The organism is Cyclobacterium xiamenense, assembly GCF_009467825.1.
Lineage (GTDB): Bacteria > Bacteroidota > Bacteroidia > Cytophagales > Cyclobacteriaceae > Cyclobacterium > Cyclobacterium xiamenense.
The window spans coordinates 13862-38099 of record NZ_WIOK01000020.1; the positions used below are offsets into that span (position 1 = coordinate 13862).

The 24238-nt window shown below is 51.5% G+C and carries 14 protein-coding genes; 12 read left to right on the plus strand and 2 right to left on the minus strand.

Features of this window, described 5'->3' with window-relative positions; genetic code table 11:
* Positions 1–343: 343 nt before the first annotated feature.
* The 11 genes from GCU44_RS15280 (at position 344) to GCU44_RS15330 (ending at position 20569) form a co-directional block, all read left to right on the plus strand.
* Positions 344–3418 (plus strand): SusC/RagA family TonB-linked outer membrane protein, encoded by a 3075-nt coding sequence (locus GCU44_RS15280; RefSeq protein ID WP_154857360.1) that lies wholly within the window; start codon positions 344–346, stop codon positions 3416–3418.
* A gap of 12 nt (positions 3419–3430) precedes the next feature.
* Positions 3431–5068 carry a RagB/SusD family nutrient uptake outer membrane protein gene (locus tag GCU44_RS15285; RefSeq protein WP_154857363.1) on the plus strand — a complete coding sequence of 546 codons (1638 nt, stop codon included), beginning with the start codon at positions 3431–3433 and terminating at the stop codon, positions 5066–5068.
* 3 nt (positions 5069–5071) lie between these two features.
* Positions 5072–6781, plus strand: a complete 1710-nt coding sequence (locus tag GCU44_RS15290) for an arylsulfatase (protein WP_241684978.1) — start codon at positions 5072–5074, stop codon at positions 6779–6781.
* Positions 6782–7558: 777 nt separating this feature from the next.
* Complete coding sequence (locus GCU44_RS15295) at positions 7559–9031, plus strand: alkaline phosphatase D family protein (protein ID WP_154857365.1); 1473 nt, start codon at positions 7559–7561, stop codon at positions 9029–9031.
* Between the two features lie 111 nt (positions 9032–9142).
* A complete protein-coding gene (locus GCU44_RS15300) occupies positions 9143–9745 on the plus strand; it encodes an RNA polymerase sigma-70 factor (RefSeq protein WP_154857367.1) in 603 nt (200 codons plus the stop codon).
* Between the two features lie 85 nt (positions 9746–9830).
* On the plus strand, positions 9831–10838 hold the full coding sequence (locus GCU44_RS15305; protein WP_154857369.1) for a FecR family protein: 1008 nt from the start codon (positions 9831–9833) through the stop codon (positions 10836–10838).
* A gap of 100 nt (positions 10839–10938) precedes the next feature.
* Complete coding sequence (locus GCU44_RS15310) at positions 10939–14301, plus strand: TonB-dependent receptor (RefSeq protein WP_154857371.1); 3363 nt, start codon at positions 10939–10941, stop codon at positions 14299–14301.
* Between the two features lie 13 nt (positions 14302–14314).
* Positions 14315–15901 (plus strand): RagB/SusD family nutrient uptake outer membrane protein, encoded by a 1587-nt coding sequence (locus GCU44_RS15315; protein ID WP_161993949.1) that lies wholly within the window; start codon positions 14315–14317, stop codon positions 15899–15901.
* Positions 15902–15976: 75 nt separating this feature from the next.
* On the plus strand, positions 15977–17422 hold the full coding sequence (locus GCU44_RS15320) for a sulfatase (protein ID WP_154857376.1): 1446 nt from the start codon (positions 15977–15979) through the stop codon (positions 17420–17422).
* Between the two features lie 176 nt (positions 17423–17598).
* Positions 17599–19011 carry a sulfatase-like hydrolase/transferase gene (locus tag GCU44_RS15325; protein ID WP_161993950.1) on the plus strand — a complete coding sequence of 471 codons (1413 nt, stop codon included), beginning with the start codon at positions 17599–17601 and terminating at the stop codon, positions 19009–19011.
* 25 nt (positions 19012–19036) lie between these two features.
* Entirely contained in the window at positions 19037–20569 is a 1533-nt protein-coding gene (locus GCU44_RS15330) for a sulfatase family protein (protein ID WP_154857379.1), read from the plus strand.
* Here GCU44_RS15330 and GCU44_RS15335 read toward each other — a convergent pair.
* On the minus strand, positions 20563–21801 hold the full coding sequence (locus GCU44_RS15335) for an endo-1,4-beta-xylanase (protein ID WP_154857381.1): 1239 nt from the start codon (positions 21799–21801) through the stop codon (positions 20563–20565). The genes GCU44_RS15330 and GCU44_RS15335 overlap by 7 nt on opposite strands.
* A gap of 86 nt (positions 21802–21887) precedes the next feature.
* On the minus strand, positions 21888–22349 hold the full coding sequence (locus GCU44_RS15340; protein WP_154857383.1) for a hypothetical protein: 462 nt from the start codon (positions 22347–22349) through the stop codon (positions 21888–21890).
* Positions 22350–22617: 268 nt separating this feature from the next.
* Here GCU44_RS15340 and GCU44_RS15345 point away from each other — a divergent pair, with 268 nt between their 5' ends.
* On the plus strand, positions 22618–24162 hold the full coding sequence (locus tag GCU44_RS15345; RefSeq protein WP_154857385.1) for a sulfatase family protein: 1545 nt from the start codon (positions 22618–22620) through the stop codon (positions 24160–24162).
* Positions 24163–24238 lie beyond the last annotated feature (76 nt).

Here is a 24238-nt window from a genome sequence, read left to right on the forward strand (position 1 = left end):
GCTAATCCGATGCAAGCGCCTGTATACCCTTCTGGTTCGAAGAGACCTGCGGGCCTTCCTGTAAAACTAGATTTTTCCATATATGCAGGAAAACCGGCAATAATGCGGGACGATATTTTTTATTTTACTCCCTTCGAAAAAGATGTATTGCATAAAGGTAAAAAAATGCATACTTTATCGAAGTAAAGACCTCCCAACTAACCGGGGTAAAGCGATATCCTGGACCGTTGATCACAATCAATCCACCGTTTCCATTTTTCGATTGAGTAGCAGCCTAAAACTAACCGATATGTAAAGTTCCTATTAACAAGCATTTCATTCACTCACCAAAATCAATAAACCCATGAAAAGCAAAACTACCAAAAGCAACCTGGCGATGGCCGTTCTTTTGTCGGGTTCGCTGCTGCATTTCGGCCTTTCGGCAGAAGAAATGCCCGATCCCTGGACATACGTTCGTCCGTTTGCCGCATCCACTGCCGCCGATCCTAACGGGGATGTCAGGTACATTACCGTCACCGGTACCGTCACCGATCAGGATGGAATCCCCATTCCGGGAGCGACGGTCGTGATTGAAGGAACGACCACCGGAACCGTCACGGATATTCAGGGGCAGTTTTCCATCGAAGCAGATCAGGGAGATGTACTCCAGATTTCGTTTATCGGCTACCAGACGCAGCGAATACCCCTGGAAAACCAGACCCAATTATCGGTGGTGCTCCAGGAAGATCAATCTGATCTGGAGGAAGTCGTGGTCGTCGGCTACGGAACACAGCGAAAAAGTGACCTGACAGGAGCCATATCGTCCATCAGCAGCAAGGACCTACAGGAAACCCCCGCCGGAAATTTTCTGGAACAATCCCAGGGAAGACTGGCAGGTGTGGACATTGTCCGGGCAAATGGCTCTCCCGGTGCGCCGGTACAAATCCGGATACGGGGAAACCGCTCCATCAACGCTTCCAACGAACCCCTTTACGTGATCGATGGAATTCCCACCAGTGCCAATATCAACGACTTTAATCCCAACGATATTGAGTCCATGGAAGTACTAAAAGATGCCAGCGCAGTGGCCATTTACGGCTCCCGGGGTGCCAACGGGGTGGTTTTGATCACCACCAAGCGAGGCAAAACTGGAAAAGCGGTGGTCAGTTACGATGGGTATTACGGAGTGAAGCAGCCCGTGCAAGACCTGAACCTAATGGATGGTCGGGAGTTTGCCGCTTATTCCCGAATTTCCCGGGGACATGCCGGAGATGATCCCAGCTTCGATGCCAATTTTTTCGCACCGCTGGAAATCGAAAATTTGCAAGCCGGGCGGTTTACCGATTGGTTGGATTTGGCCATTCAATCCGGAAGTCAGCAAGACCATCAGGTATCGGTAAGTGGCGGAACGGATAAAATCAACTACTACGTTTCCGGCTCCTTTTTTAGCGAAGACGGGTACATTCCGGATACCGATTTTGAGCGGACGGCCGTTCGGGTAAACCTGGAATCCCAACTGACCGACAAATTGAAGCTGGGGGTGAGCGCCACGGTCAGTGTCAGCGAACGCAACCAAATGTCCAACGCTCCCTACAACAATTCCCTGGGGTATTCGCCATTGGTGGGACCTACCGATGCGGAGGGAAATTTTCTCGCTTTTCCCAATCCACGAGAAGGACTTCTGGCCAATCCCCTGCTGAATTACCAACCCTACCAATACGTAGATGAAACCCGCAGACACCGGATATTTGCTAATATTTATGGCGAATACCAATTCAACGAGTACCTGAAACTCCGTGTAAACTATGGCCCGGACTTCAACCTTTCCCGAAGAGGTACGTACACCGGATTGCTTGAAGGAAACATCAATCGGGGTTCAGTTCGAAACGACATGGACTTTTCCTATACCCAGGAAAACATTCTTTCCTACGACCGAAGTTTTGGCAAACACGCGCTGAACCTGGTGGGATTGTTTTCCATTCAGACCGCGCGGTTTGAGGAATCCTCACTATCGGGGCAGGATATTCCCATCGAGAAATCGCTTTTTTACGATTTGGGCAGCTCGTCAACCATCACGGGTATTGGTAGTTCGCTTGGCGAATGGGGCTTGATGTCCTATATGGGGCGGGTCAATTACCGCTACGACGATAAATTTCTGTTTACCCTGACCGGTAGGGCTGATGGCTCCTCCCGATTGGCTGAAGGGAACAAATGGGCTTTTTTCCCGGCTTTTTCTGCGGGTTATATTTTGACCGAGGAAGAATTCTTGCAGGGCGGACAGGTTTCATTTCTCAAGTTACGCGCCGGATACGGAGAGGTAGGTAATACGGCGATCGACCCTTTTCAGACGCTGGGTGGTTTGGCACGTTCTACCTATATTTTTGGTACAAATGCGGGCTTTGGGTACCGGAATAACCTGATTCCCAATCCGGATTTACGCTGGGAGATTTCCAAGACGGTGAATATCGGACTGGACTACGGCCTCTTTGAAGACCGGATCAACGGCTCCCTGGAATACTACGTGACCAATACCAGCGATTTGTTGCTCAATCGCTTACTGCCCATTACCTCCGGCTACAATTCTGTGCTGCAAAACATCGGCAGCACCCGAAATTCGGGCTGGGAACTCACGGCCAATGCCAATGTAGTTAACCGCCCCTCTGGATTCCGCTGGGACGTAAACCTGAACGTATTTTCCAACCGGGAGCAAATTACGGAGCTATTTGAAGGACAGCGCGATGACGTGGGAAACCGTTGGTTTATCGGGGAGCCCATCAATGTTTTTTATAGCTTTGACCAGGCGGGTATCTGGCAGACCAGCGAAGCAGACCTGGCTGCAGACCAGGGCCAGGCGCCAGGCGATATACGGATTCGGGACGTAAACGGCCGGGGTAGCGACGGCGAGTTGACCGATCAGCCGGACGGACAAATCAATGCCGATGACCGGCGCGTGTTGGGCTCTACCGTGCCCAATTGGTCCGGAGGACTCACCAACCGGGTTTCGTTCAAAGGCTTTGACCTCTCGGTGTTGGTACACGCCCGCATGGGCCAAATGCTACGAAGCGATTACCACAACCTTGGCGGTAACAACTGGCAGGGTAGGTACAATTCCATCAATTTGGATTACTGGACAACGGATAACCCCACCAATGCCTTTCCCCGACCCAATGCAGGGGAGGCACCCCTGTATTCGGATGCGGTGCGCTACTTTGACGGATCCTTTATTAAAATCCGAAACATAGCGCTTGGATATAATTTCCAACCGAGTTGGATCAGCAAATTGGGGATGAGTTCTGCGCGCGTTTACTCCACCGTAAACAATGCCTTTATTTTTTCACCCTATACCACTGTGGATCCGGAGACCTCCAACGGAATCGTTGGCGCGGGAAGCCCGCTTACCACGGCCACGTACATTTTTGGATTAAACCTAAAATTTTAAATTGTAGCGACCATGAAAAATACATGCATACTAATCGGGCTGGCCTTTACCCTTGGGTTGGGCGCTTGTGAAGAAATACTAGTTGAAGACCCGGTGAGCCTGGCCACGGCCGAAGGCTACTACGTTACCCCTGGCGGAATAGAAGATGGACTAAAGGCATCCTATACCACCTTGCGAAGTTTTTACGGGCAGCAGAACGGGTTTTTTCTGACCGTGACCGGTACGGACATATTTACCAACGGCTTTGGCGGCGTTGCGAACAACCCTCATATCAACAATTATTCGCCAAATTTTCTGGGTACCAGCGGCACCGTCACGGCCATCTGGAACGCCCTCTATGTGGGCGTAAACCAATGCAACACGGTGGTTAATCGGGTACAAGACGTCAACGGGCTATCCAATCAGCGAAAAGCAGAAATTGAGGCCGAGGCACGCTTCCTTCGAGGGTTGTACTATTTCCATCTGGTGCAACAGTGGGGGGACGTACATTTTTCCCTGGACGAGACCCAGGGTGTGGAGACGGAAGCCAATCGGACTCCGGTGAATACCATTTACGAAAATGGGATCTTACCGGACTTGGAGTTTGCCGTGGCCAACCTGCCGGTGGCTGCTTCCGAACCGGGTAGGGCCTACAAGGCTGCTGCCGAAGGACTGCTGGCCCGGGTGCAACTAACCATCGGCAACTGGGCCGAAGCCGAACGGCTGGCAGCGAACGTGATCAACAATTACAATTTTGAACTGGTGACGCCCTATGGGGATTTGTGGGACATAAACAACGAGGACAACAGCGAGTTTATCTGGACCGTACAGTTTACCGACGATCCCCTGCTCAACGGACCGGGCAATTCCGGCCATTTGTACTTTATCTTCGATTATACCTTCAACCCGGCCATGGTGCGCGATACGGAAAATGGCCGACCTTTTCAGCGCTTTCTTCCCACCAACTATCTATTCAGCCTATACGACCGGGAAAAGGACGCCCGCTGGAACGGCTCTTTTAAGACCGTTTGGTATGCCAATATATCCGCGGAAATCAACGGACACCCCGTAAACCCGGGGGATACAGCCATTCACATCGTCATGGAGCCGGTACCTGACGAAGTAAAACAAGCCGCGCCTTACTGGATCATTGACTACAAAGGCAACTGGATCGGAGACGTGAGTAGTTACCAGGAAATCGGCACCAACCGTCGACGAAATTACCCCTCCCTGCTGAAATTTCTGGATCCCCTTCGGCCCAGTATCAACGAAACCGCAGGCAGACGGGATTTTCCGGTGATGCGCCTGGCTGAAATGTACCTGATAGCAGGAGAGGCCGCCTGGAGGCAAAACAAAAACGACGTAGCGGCCAACTACATCAACGTACTACGGACACGGGCAGCAATCGACGGCAAGGAAGCCGATATGCAGGTAGCACCGGGCGATATTGACCTGGACTTTATTTTGGAAGAACGGGCCAGGGAATTGATCGGCGAAAAGCACCGCTGGTACGACCTGAAGCGTACCGGTACCCTCCTGGAGCGCGTGCGGCAACACAACCTGGATGCGGCACCCAATATCCAGGAAATGCACCTGGTGCGACCCATCCCCCAAACCCAAATCGATCGGGCGAGCAATCCTGCTGAATTCCAACAAAACCCCGGATACTAAATCATGTATGTTCGGGCAATGGCCTCCGACAAAGTTGTTGGGGGCCATTTATTCAAACCAGCAGGGGTCAAGTACCGCATTTGTTACTACCGGGTGGTTGATGGTTATTTGTGGAGGGTTCGTTTAGCGGGGCGATGGCCAATTCCTGCTGGAAGTCTGCCATTACTCCTTTTCCTACTATTTTTGGTAGGCTGTCAGCACGGGGGAAAGAAATCCATAGCGGAGCGTCCCCATATCCTGATCATCCTGGCGGATGACTTGGGTTACTCGGATTTGGGCTGCTACGGGTCCGAAATAGCGACGCCAAACCTGGATGCGTTGGCAAAAGAGGGCTTGGTATTTCAACGGTTTTACAATGCGGCCCGGTGTTGTCCTACCCGGGCTTCGCTGCTTACAGGCCTGTATCCCCACGAAGCAGGAATGGGAGGGATGGTCAGTTCGGTTTTCGGTGATCCGGAACCCGGCCCGTACCAGGGGTTTTTGAACAAGGAATCCGCCACGATTGCCGAACTGCTTCGGGAAGCAGGATACGCCACCTACATGTCAGGAAAATGGCATGTGGGGGAAAAACGGGAACATTGGCCAAGAAAGCGAGGTTTTGACAGGTATTTTGGATTGATCAGTGGCGGTAGCAGTTATTTTGAGTTGGACAAGGACTCGGTACGGCTGCGGCAAATGGCGTTGGATGACGATTCCTGGGAGCCTCCGGGGGAGAATTTTTACATGACGGATGCCTTTTCGGATCACGCGATCGAATTTGTCCGGGATCATAGCGAGCGCTCGCCGGAAAAACCCTTTCTACTTTACCTTTCCTATACCGCGCCCCATTGGCCCCTGCACGCCTTACCGGAAGATATTCAGAAATACCGGGGGCGGTATGCCATCGGTTGGGATTCCTTGCGGCAACAGCGGTACCAACGGCAGTTGAGTCTGGGTCTATTGGACCCTGCTTTCCGCCTTTCTCCCCGGGAGGCAGGTGTGCCGACCTGGGAAGAAGCAGCGGATAAGCCCGACTGGGCAAGGCGAATGGAAGTGCATGCGGCCATGGTAGACCGAATGGATCAGGGAATCGGTCGGCTGATCAGCGAATTAAAAGCCAATGGAATGTTTGAAAATACCGTTGTTCTATTCCTTTCCGATAATGGGGCATCTCCCGAAGATATTTCCGGAAGAAACATGCACGACCCTGATTCAGAAATAGGCTATCCGGGTTCGTATGTAGCTTTCAAAAAGCCATGGGCCATTGCGGCAACCACCCCGTTTCGTAGGTACAAACGTTGGCTGGAGGAAGCAGGAATGGTCACACCCATGATCGTGCACTGGCCTGCCGGCCTGCATACAAAAGGGATTACCCGGGAAACGGGGCATGTGGTGGATATCATGGCTACCTGCCTGGATTTGGCGGATGCGAGCTATCCGGATGCCTACCAGGGAAAGCCGCTAACCGCCCTTCGGGGCAAAAGCCTTCGGCCGGTTTTTGATGGGGGAGCCATGGAGAAAAGCCGGGAAATGTATTGGGAGCATTTTGGCCATCAGGCCATGCGAAAAGGGAAATGGAAGATTATCTCCAAAGCCCCTGATTTTGACTGGGAATTATTTGACCTGGAAAAAGATCCCACTGAACTCAACGAAATCGGCAGGCAAAATCCACAAATTCTTTCGGAAATGGTTAATGATTACGTTAGCTGGGCTGAAGAGGTTGGTGTCAGATAGAAAATCAATGTAGGTATAGAGCTATCATTTAACCTGAGTTAAATTATGCTGCAGTATGATTTGTTGCTTTCACCTATTCTTGAGCTAATAAGTTCTTGATTGAGAGAAGAGCCACTTGAACAGCTATCCAAATTCTATTTTCAATGGCTCTCCGCCAAGAGATAGGGAGACTGGCTATGGAATTACGTGGCCAGACAATCGTGAAAGAACAAATCCCCCGTTCTCTCAATGGGGAAAAGGGGGATTTAGGGATGAAAATGTAAACTTGTGGTAGGACTAACAATGAATAAAATGTAAACCGGTATACTTTTTTCGGGATGAGTCACTATAGTTTGAAGGATCTCCATCAAGGTCCGGATCGATAAAACTACCGGAATCACCGAAAAGTATATGAATAGAAAAGAGGTATCTATGAGCGTAGCGACTCATTGTCTGACAAGAATTGAATAAAATCAGAACCGAAAGATGAGGTTTTATCGGAACGATGGAAACCATAATATAATTGTATCCAATAAAATGAGTATTCTGACCACGGTTGATTCCACGTTGGCAAGGCAATGGGTTTTAATAGCCAATTAAGGTATAAAGCACATACAGATCACAGGATTTTTAGTTAAATTTAACCGTCTGCATCAGCAAGCCAGGCAAACAGCCGGTTCAGAGCAGATTTGGCCTGAATTCAAGGTTCAGCCGATAAAACACCTTAAATGGATTTATATCACACGTTGATCCAGTTTGCCAGGATGTCCAATGCACCCAATTAAAACCAAATTATCCATGAAAAAAGCTAACAGAAGGGGGTTTTTCAAGAAAACGGGGATAAGTCTCCTTTCACTGATGGCCATTCCAAAAATCTTTGCCCATCCCATCCATAAATTCCTGAATCTGGTTTCAAGGTCCGCAACCGGCGTTTACTTCACCAATGGATTTAAAATCGCCGAAGTGGGAAAGGATTCCGTCATGCTTTGGACCCGGCTCTGTGGGCAGGAATTTCCGCAGCCGGTACGCCATGAGCGGCAGGAAAAAGTGTTTCGGCACCCCATCGATTTTGATGAGGAGCAGCCGGTAAACGAAATGGACGGTGCGGTATCCGGAGCTTCCGGCCAGGTAAGGGCCCGTATCCTGGATAGCAGCGATCAAATCGTATGGACCTCGGACTGGCAACAGGCGCAGCCCGAACAGGACTATACCGTAAAGATGTCCGTGAAGGGACTCCAGCCCGCCACCAAATACCGGGTCCATTGGGAAGCAAAGCCGCTAGACGGAGGATCGATCCGGAAAGAGGAGGGAAGTTTCGCTACGGCGCCGTCGGAACAGGATCCGGTACCCGTACGTTTCACCACCTCTACCTGTCAGTATTTCTGGAGTTTTGACGACGAGCGCAGGGGATTTCAGACCTACGATAGCATGCGAAGGCTGGAGCCTGATTTTTTTGTCCATACCGGAGATTATATCTACTACGATAAGCCCGGGCCATTGGCCAAAAACCTGGAAAAAGCCCGGCATAAATGGCATGCCATGGACGGTTGGCTATCCTTGAGGGATTTCTACCGGCAAGTACCCCTGTACATGGTCAAGGACGACCACGATTTACTCAAAGACGATATGTATCGAGGCAAGGGACCTTATGGGGATTTGACTTTTGACGATGGACTCAAACTTTGGTACGAAAATGTACCCATCGAAGGAAAGCCGTACCGAACCCTTCGCTGGGGCCAGGACCTGCAGGTATGGATGGTAGAGGGAAGGGAATACCGTTCCGAAAACACCATGGAGGACGGTCCGGAGAAGACCATCTGGGCTGAGGAACAAAAGCAGTGGTTTCAGGAGACGGTAAGGGCCTCGGACGCTACCTTTAAGATTTTGATTACGGCCACCCCGGTGGTGGGGCCGGATCGAGAGAAAAAAACAGACAATCATGCGAATGAAAGTTTCCGGCACGAGGGAGAGTGGTTGCGGGGATTCCTTTCGGGTCAAGGCAACATGTACGTGGTCAATGGGGACCGGCATTGGCAATACGTTTCGAAGGATAGCGAAACCGGGCTGATGGAATTTGGATCGGGTCCGGTAAGCGATTGCCATTCCCAGGGCTGGAAAGAGGGAGATGTGCGTCCGGAGCACCGGTTTTTGCGGCTCAAAGGCGGTTTTTTAAGTGTCCAGGTAGACCGCAATTCCGGAAAGCCCGAAATTCGATTCGAGCATCGGGATGTCCTGGGCAAGGTGGTGCACGAGGAAAGGTTTGAGGCTTGATAAGGAAACTTAGCTATTGTGGAATTTTACTGGAGTTCTGCTAGAATTACCAAAGAAATTGACTTAATTTAACCTTAGACGCAGTTCAAGGGCCTAGTTGCCAGCTCCCTTTTGAGACCACTTACACACCATAACGATTCGACGATCGTTCGCCTTATCCGTCAAGGCGATAAGCAGGCCTTTGATGAATTGTATCATCGGTACGTGGATCGCTTGTTGGGTTTTGCAGATGCTTTTTTGGGGGATGCTGACGAGTCCGAGGAGGTGGTTCAGGTACTTTTTGTAGCCATTTGGGAGAAACGGAAACAGCTGAATGCATCCAAAAAAATCGAATCCTATCTGTTCACCTCTATCAAAAATGCAATTCTAAACCGCATCCGGGATACCAAAAAACGCTGCGATTTGACCAGCATACCGCCGGAAACACAGGCCAGTCAGGAGGACATCCTAAAACGCATTTGTTTGCAGGAGTTGACCGAACAGGTATTGGAAAGAATACAAAAAATGCCGGAAGTGCAGCAAAAAGTTTTCCTGCTTAGCAAAATAGAAGGGCTGTCTAACAACGAAATCGCGGAAAAATTGAAGCTTTCCAAGCGAACCATCGAACATCATCTTTATTTGGGAAATAAATTTTTTAAGATCAAAAGTTTTGATAAAGTAATAATTGTTGGGTTTATTAGTACAATTATTTCGATTTTTCGGGTTATCGCGTAACTTTTGTTTGTCGCAGTCTTATTTTTTCCAAAGATCGTTAAGTAAAATTTCAAAGGTCCGTGTACTGTAAGAAAGAACAAGTACATTGGATAAAGCAATCATCGCTCGGTTTTTAAACGGCACGGCTACAGTGGCAGAGGTGGAGCAGGTCATGCGTTGGCTCGGTCAACCCCATGCAGGACAGGAATTGGAGAAATTATTCACCGATGTCTGGGAGGAAGAGGGCTTGCGTCTTCAGGACGAGCTGCGCAGACAAAGACTGCATCACCAGATCAATGAGGCCTTGCAGCGGTCCGTTCCGGATTCCAATAGCAGACGCTCATCTGGGATGTCGGCTTTTCTTCGCACCGCCGCTACCTGGATCCTGCTGTTAGGGGTGGCTTATCTTGGCCTACGGGTTATTCGGGACAATCGCCCTGGTTTGGAAGACCAAATCGGCACGGTTCAATGGGTAGAGAAAACCGTGTTACCGGGTCAGAAATTGCAGTTGGAGCTACCGGACCATACCAAAGTCTGGGTAAATGCAAATTCCGAAATCCGTTTTCCGAAAGCCTTTTCTTCGGATTTTCGAGACGTATACCTGGACGGGGAAGCTTTCTTCGAGGTTCAACAAGAATCCGCTCGTCCTTTTCGGGTCTTTGCGGGTGGTATAACTACCGAGGTATTGGGTACGCGCTTTAATATCAAGGTGCAGGAAGAGAAAACCGAGTTGGCCTTGCTAGATGGGAGTGTTCGGGTCAACATCGGCCAGAACAGGGAAAGTCAGCGTGTATTGAGTCCCGGGCAACAGGCTACCTATTACCCGGATACGTCAGATTTCCTTCGCATTCGTTCCTTTGACCGGGAGAAGGCATTTTTGTGGAAGGACCGGATCATTCACTTTGAAAACCAACGGTTTGCAACCATTATCCCCATGCTTGAAAATTGGTACGGGGTGTCCATACACCATTCCGGGCGCTTTAAAAATAAGGATCGACGGGTGTCGGGTACCTTTAGTAACGATAACCTGGAGAATTTGCTGATCGGACTGGGATTTACCCTGGATTTTACCTTTGAATTACGCAACGATACGGTCACCCTTTATCCCCAATAGCCTATGAAACAATAAACGCAGGGCAAACCATTTCATCGCCAAATTTCCTGGTTCACCCTGCCTGCTTTTATGTGAAATAACAATAAAAACGTTCGAAATTATGAAAAGAAAAATACTTTACCTAATCGCAATGGTATCACGTCAACTGCTGTATGGATTGGTGCTTCAGGTGCTGTTTTTGACCACCCTTCTGGCCAATGACACGGAAGCGCAAATCAAACCCATCGATGAAACATTCATTCGTCTGAACCAATCCCAGTGGCCAATAGCGGCCCTGCTCCGCGAAGTAGAAGCAAAAACCGACTACCACGTGATTTTTGCGGATGATCTGGTTGACTCCTCACAGTCCGTTCAACTCGCCATCGGCAATCAGTCGGTATACGCAGTGCTCTCCGAAATAGCGAAAATCACTCGCCTAAAATTCAAGCAGGTGAACAAGACCATTTTCGTTGGCGCTCTTTCGGAGGAGGGAGCAATCTCTGAGACACTGGAAAACAGCTACGGTCCAGTCAGGGGAACAGTAACCGACGAAAATGGGCAGCCCATACCCGGGGCAACGGTCGTCATTGAAGGGATGTCTACGGGTACCGTAACGGATATCGACGGATCATTTCAATTGGACGTGCCAGAAGGAGCTGCACTCTTGGTTTCCTTTATTGGCTACCAATCCCAACGGATCGAGCCGGGAAACCGAACGCAATTGAGCATCACTTTGCTGGAAGACCAAAAATCCCTGGAGGAAGTCGTGGTAGTAGGCTATGGCGTGCAAGAAAAATTATCCATCACCAATTCCCTGGCGGAGGTTTCCGGAGAAGTATTGGAGAAACGGCCTGTAGCGGATTTTCAGCAATCCCTTCAGGGATTTGCACCCGGTGTGACTGTAGTGGACCAGGGCGGTCGGCCCGGAAACAATAATATCAATATCCGAATCAGAGGAATCACTACCTTGGGTAACAACAATCCCCTAATCATCGTGGATGGTATCGAACAGCGGATCAACGATATCAATCCCAACGATATCGAGTCCGTTACAGTCCTAAAAGATGCTTCTTCTGCTGCGATCTACGGATCCAGGGCAGCCAACGGGGTAATACTCGTCACCACCCGACGGGGATCGGAAGGGAAAATCACCGTGGGCTATGACGGGTATTATGCCTTGCAGGACGTGACCAACCGTCCCGAGCATATGGACGTGGAGAGTTACCTGCGCCTGGAAAACGTGGCCCATGCAAATGCAGGCCGGTCCCTACCGTATACCGAGGAGGCAATTCGGGAGTACGTAGCCAATAGTCCCAGTCCGGAATTCCCGCTTCCCTATCCCTATTGGAGGAGGGATGACTTGGGTATGTTGAAGGTAGCGCCTCAGCAGAATCACACGCTTTCGGTGAGCGGCGGTGGAGAATCGTTCAACGGTCGTTTTAGCGTGCGCCACCAAAGCATCGATGGCGTCGCGCCGAATTTCAGCGATCAACTCAACGAGTTCCGCATGAACCTGGATCTGAAAGCTTCCGAAAAAATCCGGTTTTCTGGAGATTTAAACTACCGGACCAAGGAATCCATGCAGCCCGCCGGCTTATCCGCTTCCGGGGATGGAGAAACCCGGGTGTTCCAATACATGCTGCATGCCAGTAAATTTTCCTGGCCCCGGTATGAAACCGGAGAATATGGGTTGGGACCTCAGGTCAATAATCCGCTGATTTTTGCCGAATTGACTGGCGAAAGCCGCACCATCAACGACTACATCACGGGAAGCGTGAAGTTTGACTACGACATTTTACCGGGTCTTACCTTTTCCACACAGTACGCAATGCGTAACGATCATACCCAGATAAAAACCTTTTCCGACAGGTTTTTTAACCGGGACCCCATTAATGGCAGGGTGGCCCAGCGGCAGGTCAACCGACTCACCGAATTCAGGAGGTACCTGACCGAATATACCTTGAATAGTCTCCTTACGTACAACAAAGAAATTGGTTCTCATGGGTTTACCGGTTTGTTGGGGTATTCGACGATTGACAACCAAACCAATCAGGTGAGCGGCTTTCGTCAGGAGTTCTACAACAACGACGTCCAATCACTCAGTCAAGGGTCGAATGAAAACAGGGATGCCGATGGCTTCGATGCCGAGTGGGGACTGCGTTCTTACTTTGCACGGTTTAATTACAATTATGCCAATAAGTACTTTCTGGAACTGAACGGCCGTTATGATGGATCCTCGCGATTCAGCGAAGATAATCGGTATAGCTTTTTCCCCTCCTTTTCGGCTGGGTGGAGGCTTTCCGAAGAAGGCTTTTGGACGGGCATAAAGGAAACGATCAATGAATTCAAATTGCGCGGCTCCCGGGGAGCTACCGGAAACCAGGCGGTGGGATTGTATACGTACTTCGAGACCCTGAGTGCCATCAACTACTCCTTCAACGAATCTCCTGTTCAGGGTTTTGCCCAGTCGAATCTGGCCAACCAGAACCTGACCTGGGAAACCACCTACCAAACCAATTTGGGATTTGATATGGGCATGTGGGAAGACCGGGTGACCCTTACCTTTGATTACTACAACAAACTAACCGACGGGATTTTATTGCAATTACCCATACCGGCTTTGATCGGATTGGGAGCTCCGGTACAAAACGCCGGAAAGGTAAGAAACGAAGGGTACGAGATCGGTGTGAATTACCGAGGCGGGCAAAAGCTGACCTACGATTTGGGTGTCAATTTCAGTGACAATACCAACGAAGTGATCGACTTGGTTAATTCAGGTCCGTATATTTCCGGAGGAACCACGGCTCCGCGCTTTATCATTGAAGAGGGCTTGCCCATCAATTCCCACTGGGGATACCTTACAGATGGGGTCTTCCAGACACAGGAAGAAGCCGATAACTATCCCAACCTACGGCCCAATACTGCACCTGGAGATGTCAAATACCTGGATATGAACGAGGATGGCATCATCAATGAAAGCGACCACCAATATCTGGGCATGTCGTTTCCGCGGTTTGATTTTGGCCTGAATGGGACCTTTACCTACGGTAACTTTGACCTGTTTCTTCAATTTCAGGGAGCAGCGGGGCATAAGACCCGGTTAGACGGGGCGTTTCAACAAATTGCCACCTATGAGACCTTTACGCACGCCATCTATACGGACAACTATTGGACACCAGAAAATCCCAATGCGGAATTTCCGCGCCCCATTAAAGGAGATCCGAGAAATTTTCAAACCTCAGATACCCAGCTAATCGACGCATCCTATTTGCGGCTGAAAAACATCGTGCTGGGTTACAATTTACCCGCACAGATCATTGACAAACTCTCCGTGGAGCGGATAAGGGTATTTTTGGGAGCCACCAATGTGCTTACCTTTTCCGAACTGAACCGCTGGGACCTGGATCCGGAAATACCCTCCGGCCGGGGACAGTATTACCCGCAGGTAAGTATGTATTCTTTAGGTGCCAATGTACGATTCTAAAATACGGATAGACATGAAAAATTTACGTTATATAGTGCTAGGAATTTCTATCTCCATGATGGGATGGATGGGTTGCCAGCCCGACCTTTTGGAAACCATCCCGAACGATCGGATTTCAAAGGAAATATTTTGGCAGACGATTGAAGACGCCACCTTTGCCGCGAACGCGGTTTATCCTTCTCTGGATGGGACCAGCCTGTTTTCCTACGATGGGCTTAGCGACCACGTGTTGACCAATCATCCCTTCAATGCCAACGTGGAGTTGCAACGCGGATTCGGAACCATTGCCTCTGGCAGGTACTTTAGCGAGTGGCAGAATGCCTACCGTGCAATTCGGCGCGCCAATGATTTTATGGACAACATCGATCAGGTTGAGGAATCCGATCAGGAAGCCATCAACCGCCTGAAAGGAGAGGTGATGACCCTGCGCGCTTACCAGTACATCAAGCTGGCCATGCTGTTTGGGGACGTTCCGCTGATCACTTCGGGATTAGACATTGAGACCGGGAGAACGGTCACCAGAGACCCGGTGAGTCAGGTATGGGATTTTGTATCTGCCGATTTGAGCCAGGCGGCAGATTGGCTTCCCTATCAGAATGGAGGAAGAGTTGGAAAAGGCGCAGCGCTGGGATTAAAAGCCCGAGCCATGCTCTACGCAGGCCGGTACGACGAGGCGGCCGCTGCCGCTAAGACCATTATCGATAGTCAGGAGTACGCGTTGTATCCGGATTATTTTGAGCTCTTTCAGTACGAAGGGGAAAGTAGCCAGGAAGCGCTTTTGTCCAGGGAATTTGCTGCGGATGTCAATGCGCACAATATCTACGCCACCGCCGCGCCTTGGAGTCAGATTCCGGGCAGTACGGGCAGTCTGTATGTTCCGACTCAGACCCTAATCGACCTGTACCCCATGGCCAACGGATTGCCGATTTCAGATCCAAACAGCGGTTACGACCCAAGAAATCCCTTTGAAAACAGAGACCCCAGGCTGTACCATTCCGTGTTCCTTTCCGAACGGACCCCTCTACCGGATGGAGGCACCTATGGCTCGACCCCTGGAACGGACGGATCGGATGCGGTTCAGATCACCGTTTATTCCACCGCGACGGGATACAATATCCGCAAGTACGTAGATGAGGAAGATTACAACAACCCCTCCAATTCCGGACTAAACGTCATGTTGCTGCGCTATGCAGAGGTTTTACTCACCTACGCGGAGGCAAAAATCGAGTTGGGCCAAATCGATCAGTCGGTGTACGATGCGATCAACCAGGTCCGGCAGCGTTCCAGCGTCGGGTTGCCTCCGATTACGCCGGAACAGGCTGGAACCGTAGACGAATTACGGGAGCGGGTACGAACGGAGCGTTCCATTGAACTGGCATTTGAAGGCTTTCGCCTCTTTGATATCCGTCGTTGGGAAGTAGCAGAACACGTGATGCCAGGGGTTCCGATGGGAAGGTATTACGAAGACAATGGTGAATGGGTGCAAATCCGATTGGATGGCTTTGACCGGTCTTTTGACCCAAGCCGGGATTACCTATGGCCCATTCCCCTGCGGGAGCAGGAGTTGAATACCAACTTGACACAGAATCCAGGTTATTAATGAACCCTTCCCTCCGGTGTAGCCCGGAGGGAATTTCTTTCTCACCGTAAATCCGTATCTTTAAAACAAAAACGCATGATGATCAAGCAGGCCTTTCTGGGATTATTCCTTCTAAGCTGGATTTCGGTAAACGCGCAGTCCAGCGACAAACCAAATGTTCTTTTTATTATTTCCGACGACCTGACCACTACCGCCGTTTCTTCCTACGAAAACAGTGCCGGCTACACACCCAATATAGATCGCCTGGCCAGCGAAGGAACCCGATTTACCCGTGCGTACTGCCAATACCCGGTTTGTGGGCCTTCCCGTGCCTCCCTGATGTCCGGCTACTATCCCCATGCCACGGGCACCTTTGGCTACGTGAGTGGACGGGAAAATATTGGACCGGATAAAAAAATGTGGCCCCAGCTTTTCAGAGATAATGGCTGGCATACCGCACGCGTAAGCAAAATCTTTCACATGGGCGTGCCCATTGATATTGAAAAAGGATCCAATGGTACCGACGACGAGGCTTCCTGGACCGAGCGGTACAACAGCCAGGGACCCGAGTGGACCGCTGAAGGAGAAGCAGAATTGGTGCAGAACAACCCCTATGGCCTGTTGCCCAGAAAGGGCGGCAATGTCATGACCATCGTCAAAGCCGACGGAGACGATTTGGTCCATTCGGACGGCAAGACCGCGCAGAAAGCCTCTGAGTTGATTCGGAAGCTGAAGGACCAGCCCTTCTTTTTGGCGGTGGGCCTGGTGCGGCCTCACGTCCCTTTCGTTGCGCCGAAAACGTACTTCGATCGGTATCCCTACGAGCAGACCGTATTGCCTCCAAAAGTGCTCGGTGATTGGGACGATATCCCGGAACGGGGTATTAACTACGTAACCACGCTGAATGCGAAAATGACGGAAGAACAACAGAAGAAAGCCATCGCGGCCTATTATGCTTCCGTCACCTACATGGATGCACAAGTGGGCAAAATCCTGCAAACCTTAGAAGAGGAGGGACTCGAGGAAAACACCATCGTGATCTTTACCTCCGATCACGGCTTTCACCTCGGAGAGCACGATTTTTGGATGAAAGTCAGCCTGAAGGAAGAGTCTTCCCGCGTACCCCTGATCGTCAAGGTGCCAGGGAAAGCCCCACAGGTATGCCATTCCTTTGTCGAGCTAATCGATTTGTATCCCACCGTAACGGAGCTGGCAGGAGTGCAGGCAGTGGACCGGATTCAGGGCAAAAGTTTTGCTCCGGCGTTGGATGATCCCGCTTATCAAACCCGGGAGTTTGCCTTCTCGGTCAATACCTGGAGAGGTACCCATACCTTTCTGATTCGAAACGAAAAGTGGGCCTTTATCCAATATGGAGAGGAAGGAGAGGAAGGGATGGAGTTGTTTGATATGGAGCAGGATCCCAAGCAATACACCAATCTGGCCCAATTACCCGCTTACAAAAAAACGGTGGAACGTATGCAGGAAATACTCCAAACGAAGCTCCGCGAGGTCCGGGATAATGACCTTCCCGAAAAAGGATAAGTAATGCCAGAAGTAAGTTGTCTTAATCAAATGATGATGAGATGGTTATGCCTATTTGGTTCAATGTTTTTTTGCCCATTGATTCTCCCATGCAGGAGCAGCCCGCGGGCAAAAATGTTCCCTTTCCTTTACCTGACTACTGCATCGATGCATTCCAACTACCAAACCCAAATCGGATGAAAACCCCTGTGCACGTTACCTTTTCGCTAGTGCTGCTGCTATCCATTGCCGGGATTGCTACTGCCCAAACTACCGGATCCGGTGGACCGCAGGAGTCAGCGCCAAACATACTGATCATCACGGTAGACAATGTGGGATACGGGGACCTGAGACCGTTTAACGAGGCTTCTCCTATTCACACACCTAACCTGGATTTGCTTGCACGTCAGGGAGCCCTGTTGACGGATTTCTACACGGCGTCCCCCACCTGCACAGCGTCTCGAGCGGCCCTCCTCACCGGCCGGATTCCCCAACGCAACAAGCTATCCGAACAATTGGTAGGCCTTGCAGGTAACTACGGCGTCGGACTTCCCCACTCGGAAGTAATCCTCCCGCAGGTGGTCAAGAACAGTCCGCACGGATACGCCACGGCTGCCTTTGGAAAGTGGAACATCGGCTTTGCTCCGGGGTCCCGCCCCACCGAACGCGGGTTTGACGAATTTTTGGGCATCGCTTCGGGAAATGCCGATCATTTTACCCATGTGTACGCGGGTAGGAAAGACCTGTACCACAATACGAAAGCCATCAACCGGGAAGGGGAGTACAGTACCGATTTGTTTGCGAATGCGGCCATCTCCTTTATCGAGGACAAAACAGACGAGGGGCAACCCTGGATGGTGTACCTGCCCTTTGACGCACCCCACCATCCGGGTGACCGGAATGTGGCGCCTGATGAGCCCAATACCTGGAAAGCGCCGGACCACGCCTTTGCGCCTTATGGCCTGTCGCCAGAGGTAACAGACCCCAAACAGCGCTTCAACGCGGTGGTAACGGCCATTGACCTGGCCATCGGTAGGTTGATGAAGCGCCTCGATGCGTTGGGAATTGCCGACAATACCTTCGTCTTCTTTTATTCGGACAACGGGGCCTTTTATCCCTACCTGGATATTCAGTCCAATGCACCCTTTTCCGGAGCCGGGGTGACCCTTTGGGAAGGGGGTATCCGCGTCCCGGCCATCGTGCGCTGGCCAGGAAGGATCGCTGCCAATTCCCGTATTGGTACCCGCTTGTGGTCACCCGACCTGTTTGTGGCAGCCGCTTCCCTGGCAGATGCTCCCTTGCCGGAGGATCGCTTTATTGATGGAAAGGACCCCTTGCCGGTACTTACCGGTGAAACGGTGCATTCCCCGCATGCAGCCCTTTACTTTCGTTACCAGCAATATGCGGCACTGATTTGGGGAGAGTATAAAATTTTGCGGGAAAAACCCTCCGAGCCATGGAAACTGTTTCACCTTCGCGAGGATCCTTCGGAATCCCTGGATTTGGCGGAAACCCGGCCCGAACTGGTTAAAAAGCTCGAAGAACCTTACCGACTGACCGAAGCAGAGATAGAAAGTTATTTGGAAAGGGAAAAAAATACGCTACCTTAATTCACCCAAATCAATCTGGCACCTCATGAAAAATATCACGTATCTGAACTACCTGTCCCTGTCAACGTTCCTGCTGTTTCTAACGTTTTCCTGCAAGCAATCTACAGAACAAGCGGCCGAGACAGCGCCGGTACTGCCCAATGTGGTCTTGCTATTGGGAGACGACCACGGATGGGACGAGACCGGTTACAACGGGCATCCCTACCTGAATACCCCCGTGCTCGACGAAATGGCAGCGACCGGCCTGCGCATGGATCGCTTCTACTCGGCCTCCCCGGTTTGCTCGCCTACCCGCGGGAGCATCATCACCGGAAGGCATCCCAATCGCTACGGTACCTTCACCCCCGGCTACTCCATACGGCCGGAAGAAATCAGTATCGCCAGCCTGATGCAAGAGGCAGGCTATGCCACGGCGCACTACGGGAAATGGCACCTGGGCCCGGTGAAAGCCTCCTCCCCAACCAATCCGGCAGCGATGGGCTTTCAGGAGTACCTTTCTCACGACAATTTTTTTGAAATGAATCCCCCGCTTTCGGACAACGGTGCCGAGCCGGTGATCTTCCAGGGAGAGAGTTCCGAGATTCTGGTCCGCGAAGCCCAGCAGTTTATGGATCAGGCACTGGAACAAGGCAAGCCTTTCTTTGTAGTTATTTGGTACGGTTCTCCGCACGAGCCCTACAGCGGGCTGCCCGAAGACCTGGCCTTGTACGAGGACCTGCCCGAGGATTTCGGCGACCGGATGGTGCGGTTGACCTCCAACGAAACCGGTGCACCGGTAGAGCGCCTGCAGCGCGAGGTGCTGCAAGAGCGTTTTGCGGAAATTACTGCTATGGACCGGTCCATTGGACAATTGCGCAACTACCTCTCGGAAAAGGGACAGCGGGACAATACGCTACTTTGGTATTTTGGTGACAACGGCACCCCTCAGGAGGGAAATGCCACGGTGCCATTCCGGGAGCAAAAGGGAAGTGTATACGAGGGAGGAATCCGCGTACCGGCCGTGTTGGAGTGGCCGGCCAAACTGTCCCAGGCCCTGGTATCCGACGCTTCTCTGGTGTCAAGCGATGTATTGTCTACGCTGTGTAGCCTGGTAGGCATTCCCCTTCCGGAAAGGCCGCTGGATGGACTGGATATCAGCCCGGTTTTTGAAGGAAAGATGGACCAACGACCGGAGCCCATTGGTTTCTGGAACGGACGGCCCCGCAGCGGAGGAGAGGACCTGGAACCTTACATAGCAGCCGAGTTGCAAACCGGGACCACGCCTCTGGTAAAGCTAATGAATGGCATCGCGACCCGAAACTTCAGAAACTACCGCCATCCAGATATAGAGGAGGAGGATTTTGCCGGTGACCGGGCCTGGCTGGATTACCCCTACAAATTGGTGATCCACGGAAAAACCGGGGAGGATACGAAACGGGAACTCTTCGATTTGTCGACCGACCCGGCAGAGGAGCATAACCTGTATGCCGATCAGCCAGAGCGCGTCGGAACAATGGAGCAGGAGTTGCGAAATTGGCAGCAGTCCGTGCTGGAAAGCCTAACAGGCGCGGATTATTGAGTCAAATCGATTCGCAGCAGTCCGGCTTCCTTGCGAAGCTCTACATCCTGGCTTTTTCCATTCACCGTAATCCGGTACTGGCCAAAGAAAGCCGGTAGTTCCCAGGTTTCTTGGGCATTAAAACGACGTTCTGCTTTTGTCCACCATTGGCCAAATACCAGGTTTTGGTAAGCGTTGGCAGCCGGCCGGGCTTGCCAGTCCCGGGTGTACAGGGAAGAGGCAGGAATCCAGTTGACACCTTCCCAGAATCCCCACATCAGGATGCCTTCCACGGCCGGATGAGCAAAGCAAATGCGGTAGTAGTCCACAAGTTCCTGTGCATTGAGGGCCTCCTCTTCTGCGGTCATCGGCAGTTGGGTATCTCTGTAAAATTTGGAGCGCTGTCCGGGCATGTTGAATTCGGTGATTCGGATGGGTAGCCCAAACTGGGCCAGGGAGTCCAGGCTGGCTTGCAGCGCCATGCGATCAAAGCTGCTGCCGTGCAGGTGTCCCTGAACTCCGATACCGGCGATCGGCAGGCCCTGCGCCAGCAGGTCCCGGATTTGGCGCAGGTAATCCTCCAGTCGGTTGCCCGTTAGGATATCGTAGTCGTTTAGGTAGAGTTTTGCATCGGGATCTCCTTCCAGTACCCACCCGACCATTTTGCCGGTGATACCCGGCCCCAGGCGTTCCTCGTAATAGTTGCCATGAATCATTTCGTTATTGAGGTCGTATTCTGCAAAACGGCCTTTGTAGCGGCGGGCAATGGAAATGGCTCGTTCCCGGATGGTGCGTTCCAGTTCGTCATCGCTCAGTTCTTTTACCCAGGGCTGCACAAATTTCTCAATGCCCCAGAACAGGTTGTGTCCCCGAAGGAGCAGGTTATTCTCCTCGGTCCATGCCAAAATGCCTTCCACGGTTTGGTGGTTGACTTTTCCTTTTTCGGGTTCCATATTGGCCCATTTTAGCGCATTTTCCGTGACAGCACTGTTGAAGTTTTCCAGAAAACGGGCGCTGTACCTGCGCCGGTCGTCCGGGTCCATGCTGCCCGATCCCAGGCCGTTGGCAATGGCGGCACCGAACCAGAATTCGTGAGCGAGCTGGGTAACCTGCACGTTTGCACCCGCAGGGGCGGTAATGAGGAGTTGACCTTTGCGGTGTCGGGAGATGGCCTGGTCCAGGTAATCCGTTTGGGATTGTGCTTGGTGAGCTAAAAAACTTAGAAGAAACAATAGAAAGCCGAATCGAAGCATCGTAAACTGGGTTTTGGAAGGATTGTTTAGGGGTGAAATGTACGGATTTTTAGAACGAAAGGAAAGCAGGTAGGCAGGGTGCGCACTTATTCCCCGGGAATTGTCTGGGTAAATTCCGCCCGGGTCATAAGCAGGGGTAAGGCAATCAGGAACAAGGCTACCAGATTGATCAGTACCACGTTGTAAAGGGCGCCGTAATAGACGGAAACGCCGCTATCGATCAAAAACCAGGAGGTGATTCCGTACCACATGGCCCGGTAGGCCCAGGGTTCCTTCTTTTTAAACGCATTTTCTGAAATCAGTAGCATCAGTGTATGGAACCCGACAATGCTGCCTCCGATAATGCCAAAGAGCCAGTTTTTAAAGACCAGAACCTCCCGGCTAAACGGCTCCCCTTCGAAAAAAACCTGCCGGCTGAAGGCATTGTGTTGGGCAAAAAAGATGGAATTTCCTGCAAAGGCTACCAACAAGCCAACGGCAATAATCAGCAGGTTGGCGTAGGTCAGCCATTTTTGCCAAAAAACGAATCGTTGCTCCCTGTTGCTCATGGGTAAATCCGGTGTGTTTCACGAGTACAGCCCACTTGCAGGGATCCGTTTCCGGTCTGTCAGGGATGGACCAGTGAGCGTCCATATATAGCCTAACGGAATGAGACCTGTCAGGTTTCCAAAACCTGACAGGTTTGGCCTTAAACAGGTAGTCCCCAGCGCAGGCATTTTTGCCAGATTCGGGGCAATCGGTTGATTTGCCAAAAGGAATCCCGTATATTTCCTCTAAATCGACGGAACCGTCCGTCTCAACCCAACCGAATTACCCATGATGCCGAAGCTTCTCCTGCTCCTTTATTTCGTAGGGATTGGTTTGGTGCTGTCTGTTTCTGCACAGCAATCCACCCGACCCAACATTGTCTACATTCTTGCCGACGACATGGGGATTGGTGATGCCTCCTGTTACAACCCCGAGGCTGCTTTTTCCACTCCCCATATCGACCGGCTCGCACGCAACGGCATGCGATTTACCGATGCCCATACCAGTTCGGCCGTGTGTACGCCTACTCGATACAGCATCCTTACCGGGCGGTACAACTGGCGTTCGGAATTAAAAAGCGGGGTACTGGGAGGCTTCTCAGCACCGCTGATTTCCCAGGACCGACTCACGGCCGGCGCCTTCCTGCAGGAAGCGGGGTACCATACGGCCTTTGTAGGGAAATGGCACTTGGGCTGGGATTGGACCTTATCTAAAGAATACACGCAAATCGACGGGTTGAATCAGGTGCTAGAGGTAGATTACACCCAACCCATTCGGAATGGACCCGGGGAGAGGGGATTTAGCTATTCGTACGGGTTTAGCAGTTCCCTGGACATTCCCCCCTATGTCTATGTGGAAAACGACCGGGTGACCGCCCTGCCGGATCGTACCACCCGAAACGTGGACGAGAAGGGCTTTTGGCGCGAAGGCCCCACCGGAGCGGATTTTGATCATACTCAAACCCTACCGCATGTCACCAAAAAGGCACTGGCATACATCGACAGGCAGGCTGCTGCGGGCTCCCCGTTTTTCCTGTACTTTGCCCTGCCTGCTCCCCATACGCCCATACTCCCGCTCTCCGAATTTATGGGAAAAAGCAATGCCAACATGTACGGCGATTTTATGCTGCAGGTAGACGATGTGGTGGGGCAGGTTACCCGGGCATTGGAAGAAAACGGCCTGCTTGACAATACCGTAATTATTTTCACCTCGGATAACGGTTGCTCTCCCCGGGCCGATTATCCGGAACTCGCCCAGGTAGGACACGATCCCAGCAACGGCTGGCGGGGACACAAAGCGGATATCTACGAAGGCGGACACCGGGTGCCTTTTCTGGTGCACTGGCCGGTAAAGGTTGCTGCCGGAAGTGTTTCCGACCAATTGGTCTGCACCACGGACCTGATGGCCACGGTTGCCGAACTCCTGCAAAAACCCTTGCCCGAAGATGCAGCTGAGGATAGCTACAGCTTTCTTTCCGCGCTGATGCGGAAGGAATCGCCGTCAAGACGTACCTCGATTGTCCACCACTCGATCGAAGGGCGCTTTGCCATCCGAAGAGGAGATTGGAAACTGATATGCTGGCCGGGTTCCGGAGGCTGGACCGCGCCACTCAGCAACGGGGGATTGGAGGGACTACCCGATTTTCAGTTGTACAACCTCGCCGAAGATCCCGGAGAGCTAGACAACCTGGTGGAGCGGTATCCGGAACGAGTGGCGGCATTGAAAGAGGAATTGATCGGATTGATCAAAGCAGGAAGAAGTACGCCCGGTCCGGCGCAAAAAAACGATGGGGAACCCATCTGGGAGCAGGTCCGCTGGGCGTATGGGGAGTAATCCAACCACACAAAATGTCCTATTTATCAGGGAATTATCACCCAATACAAAGAGGACAAGGGACGCTGTTGGGCCG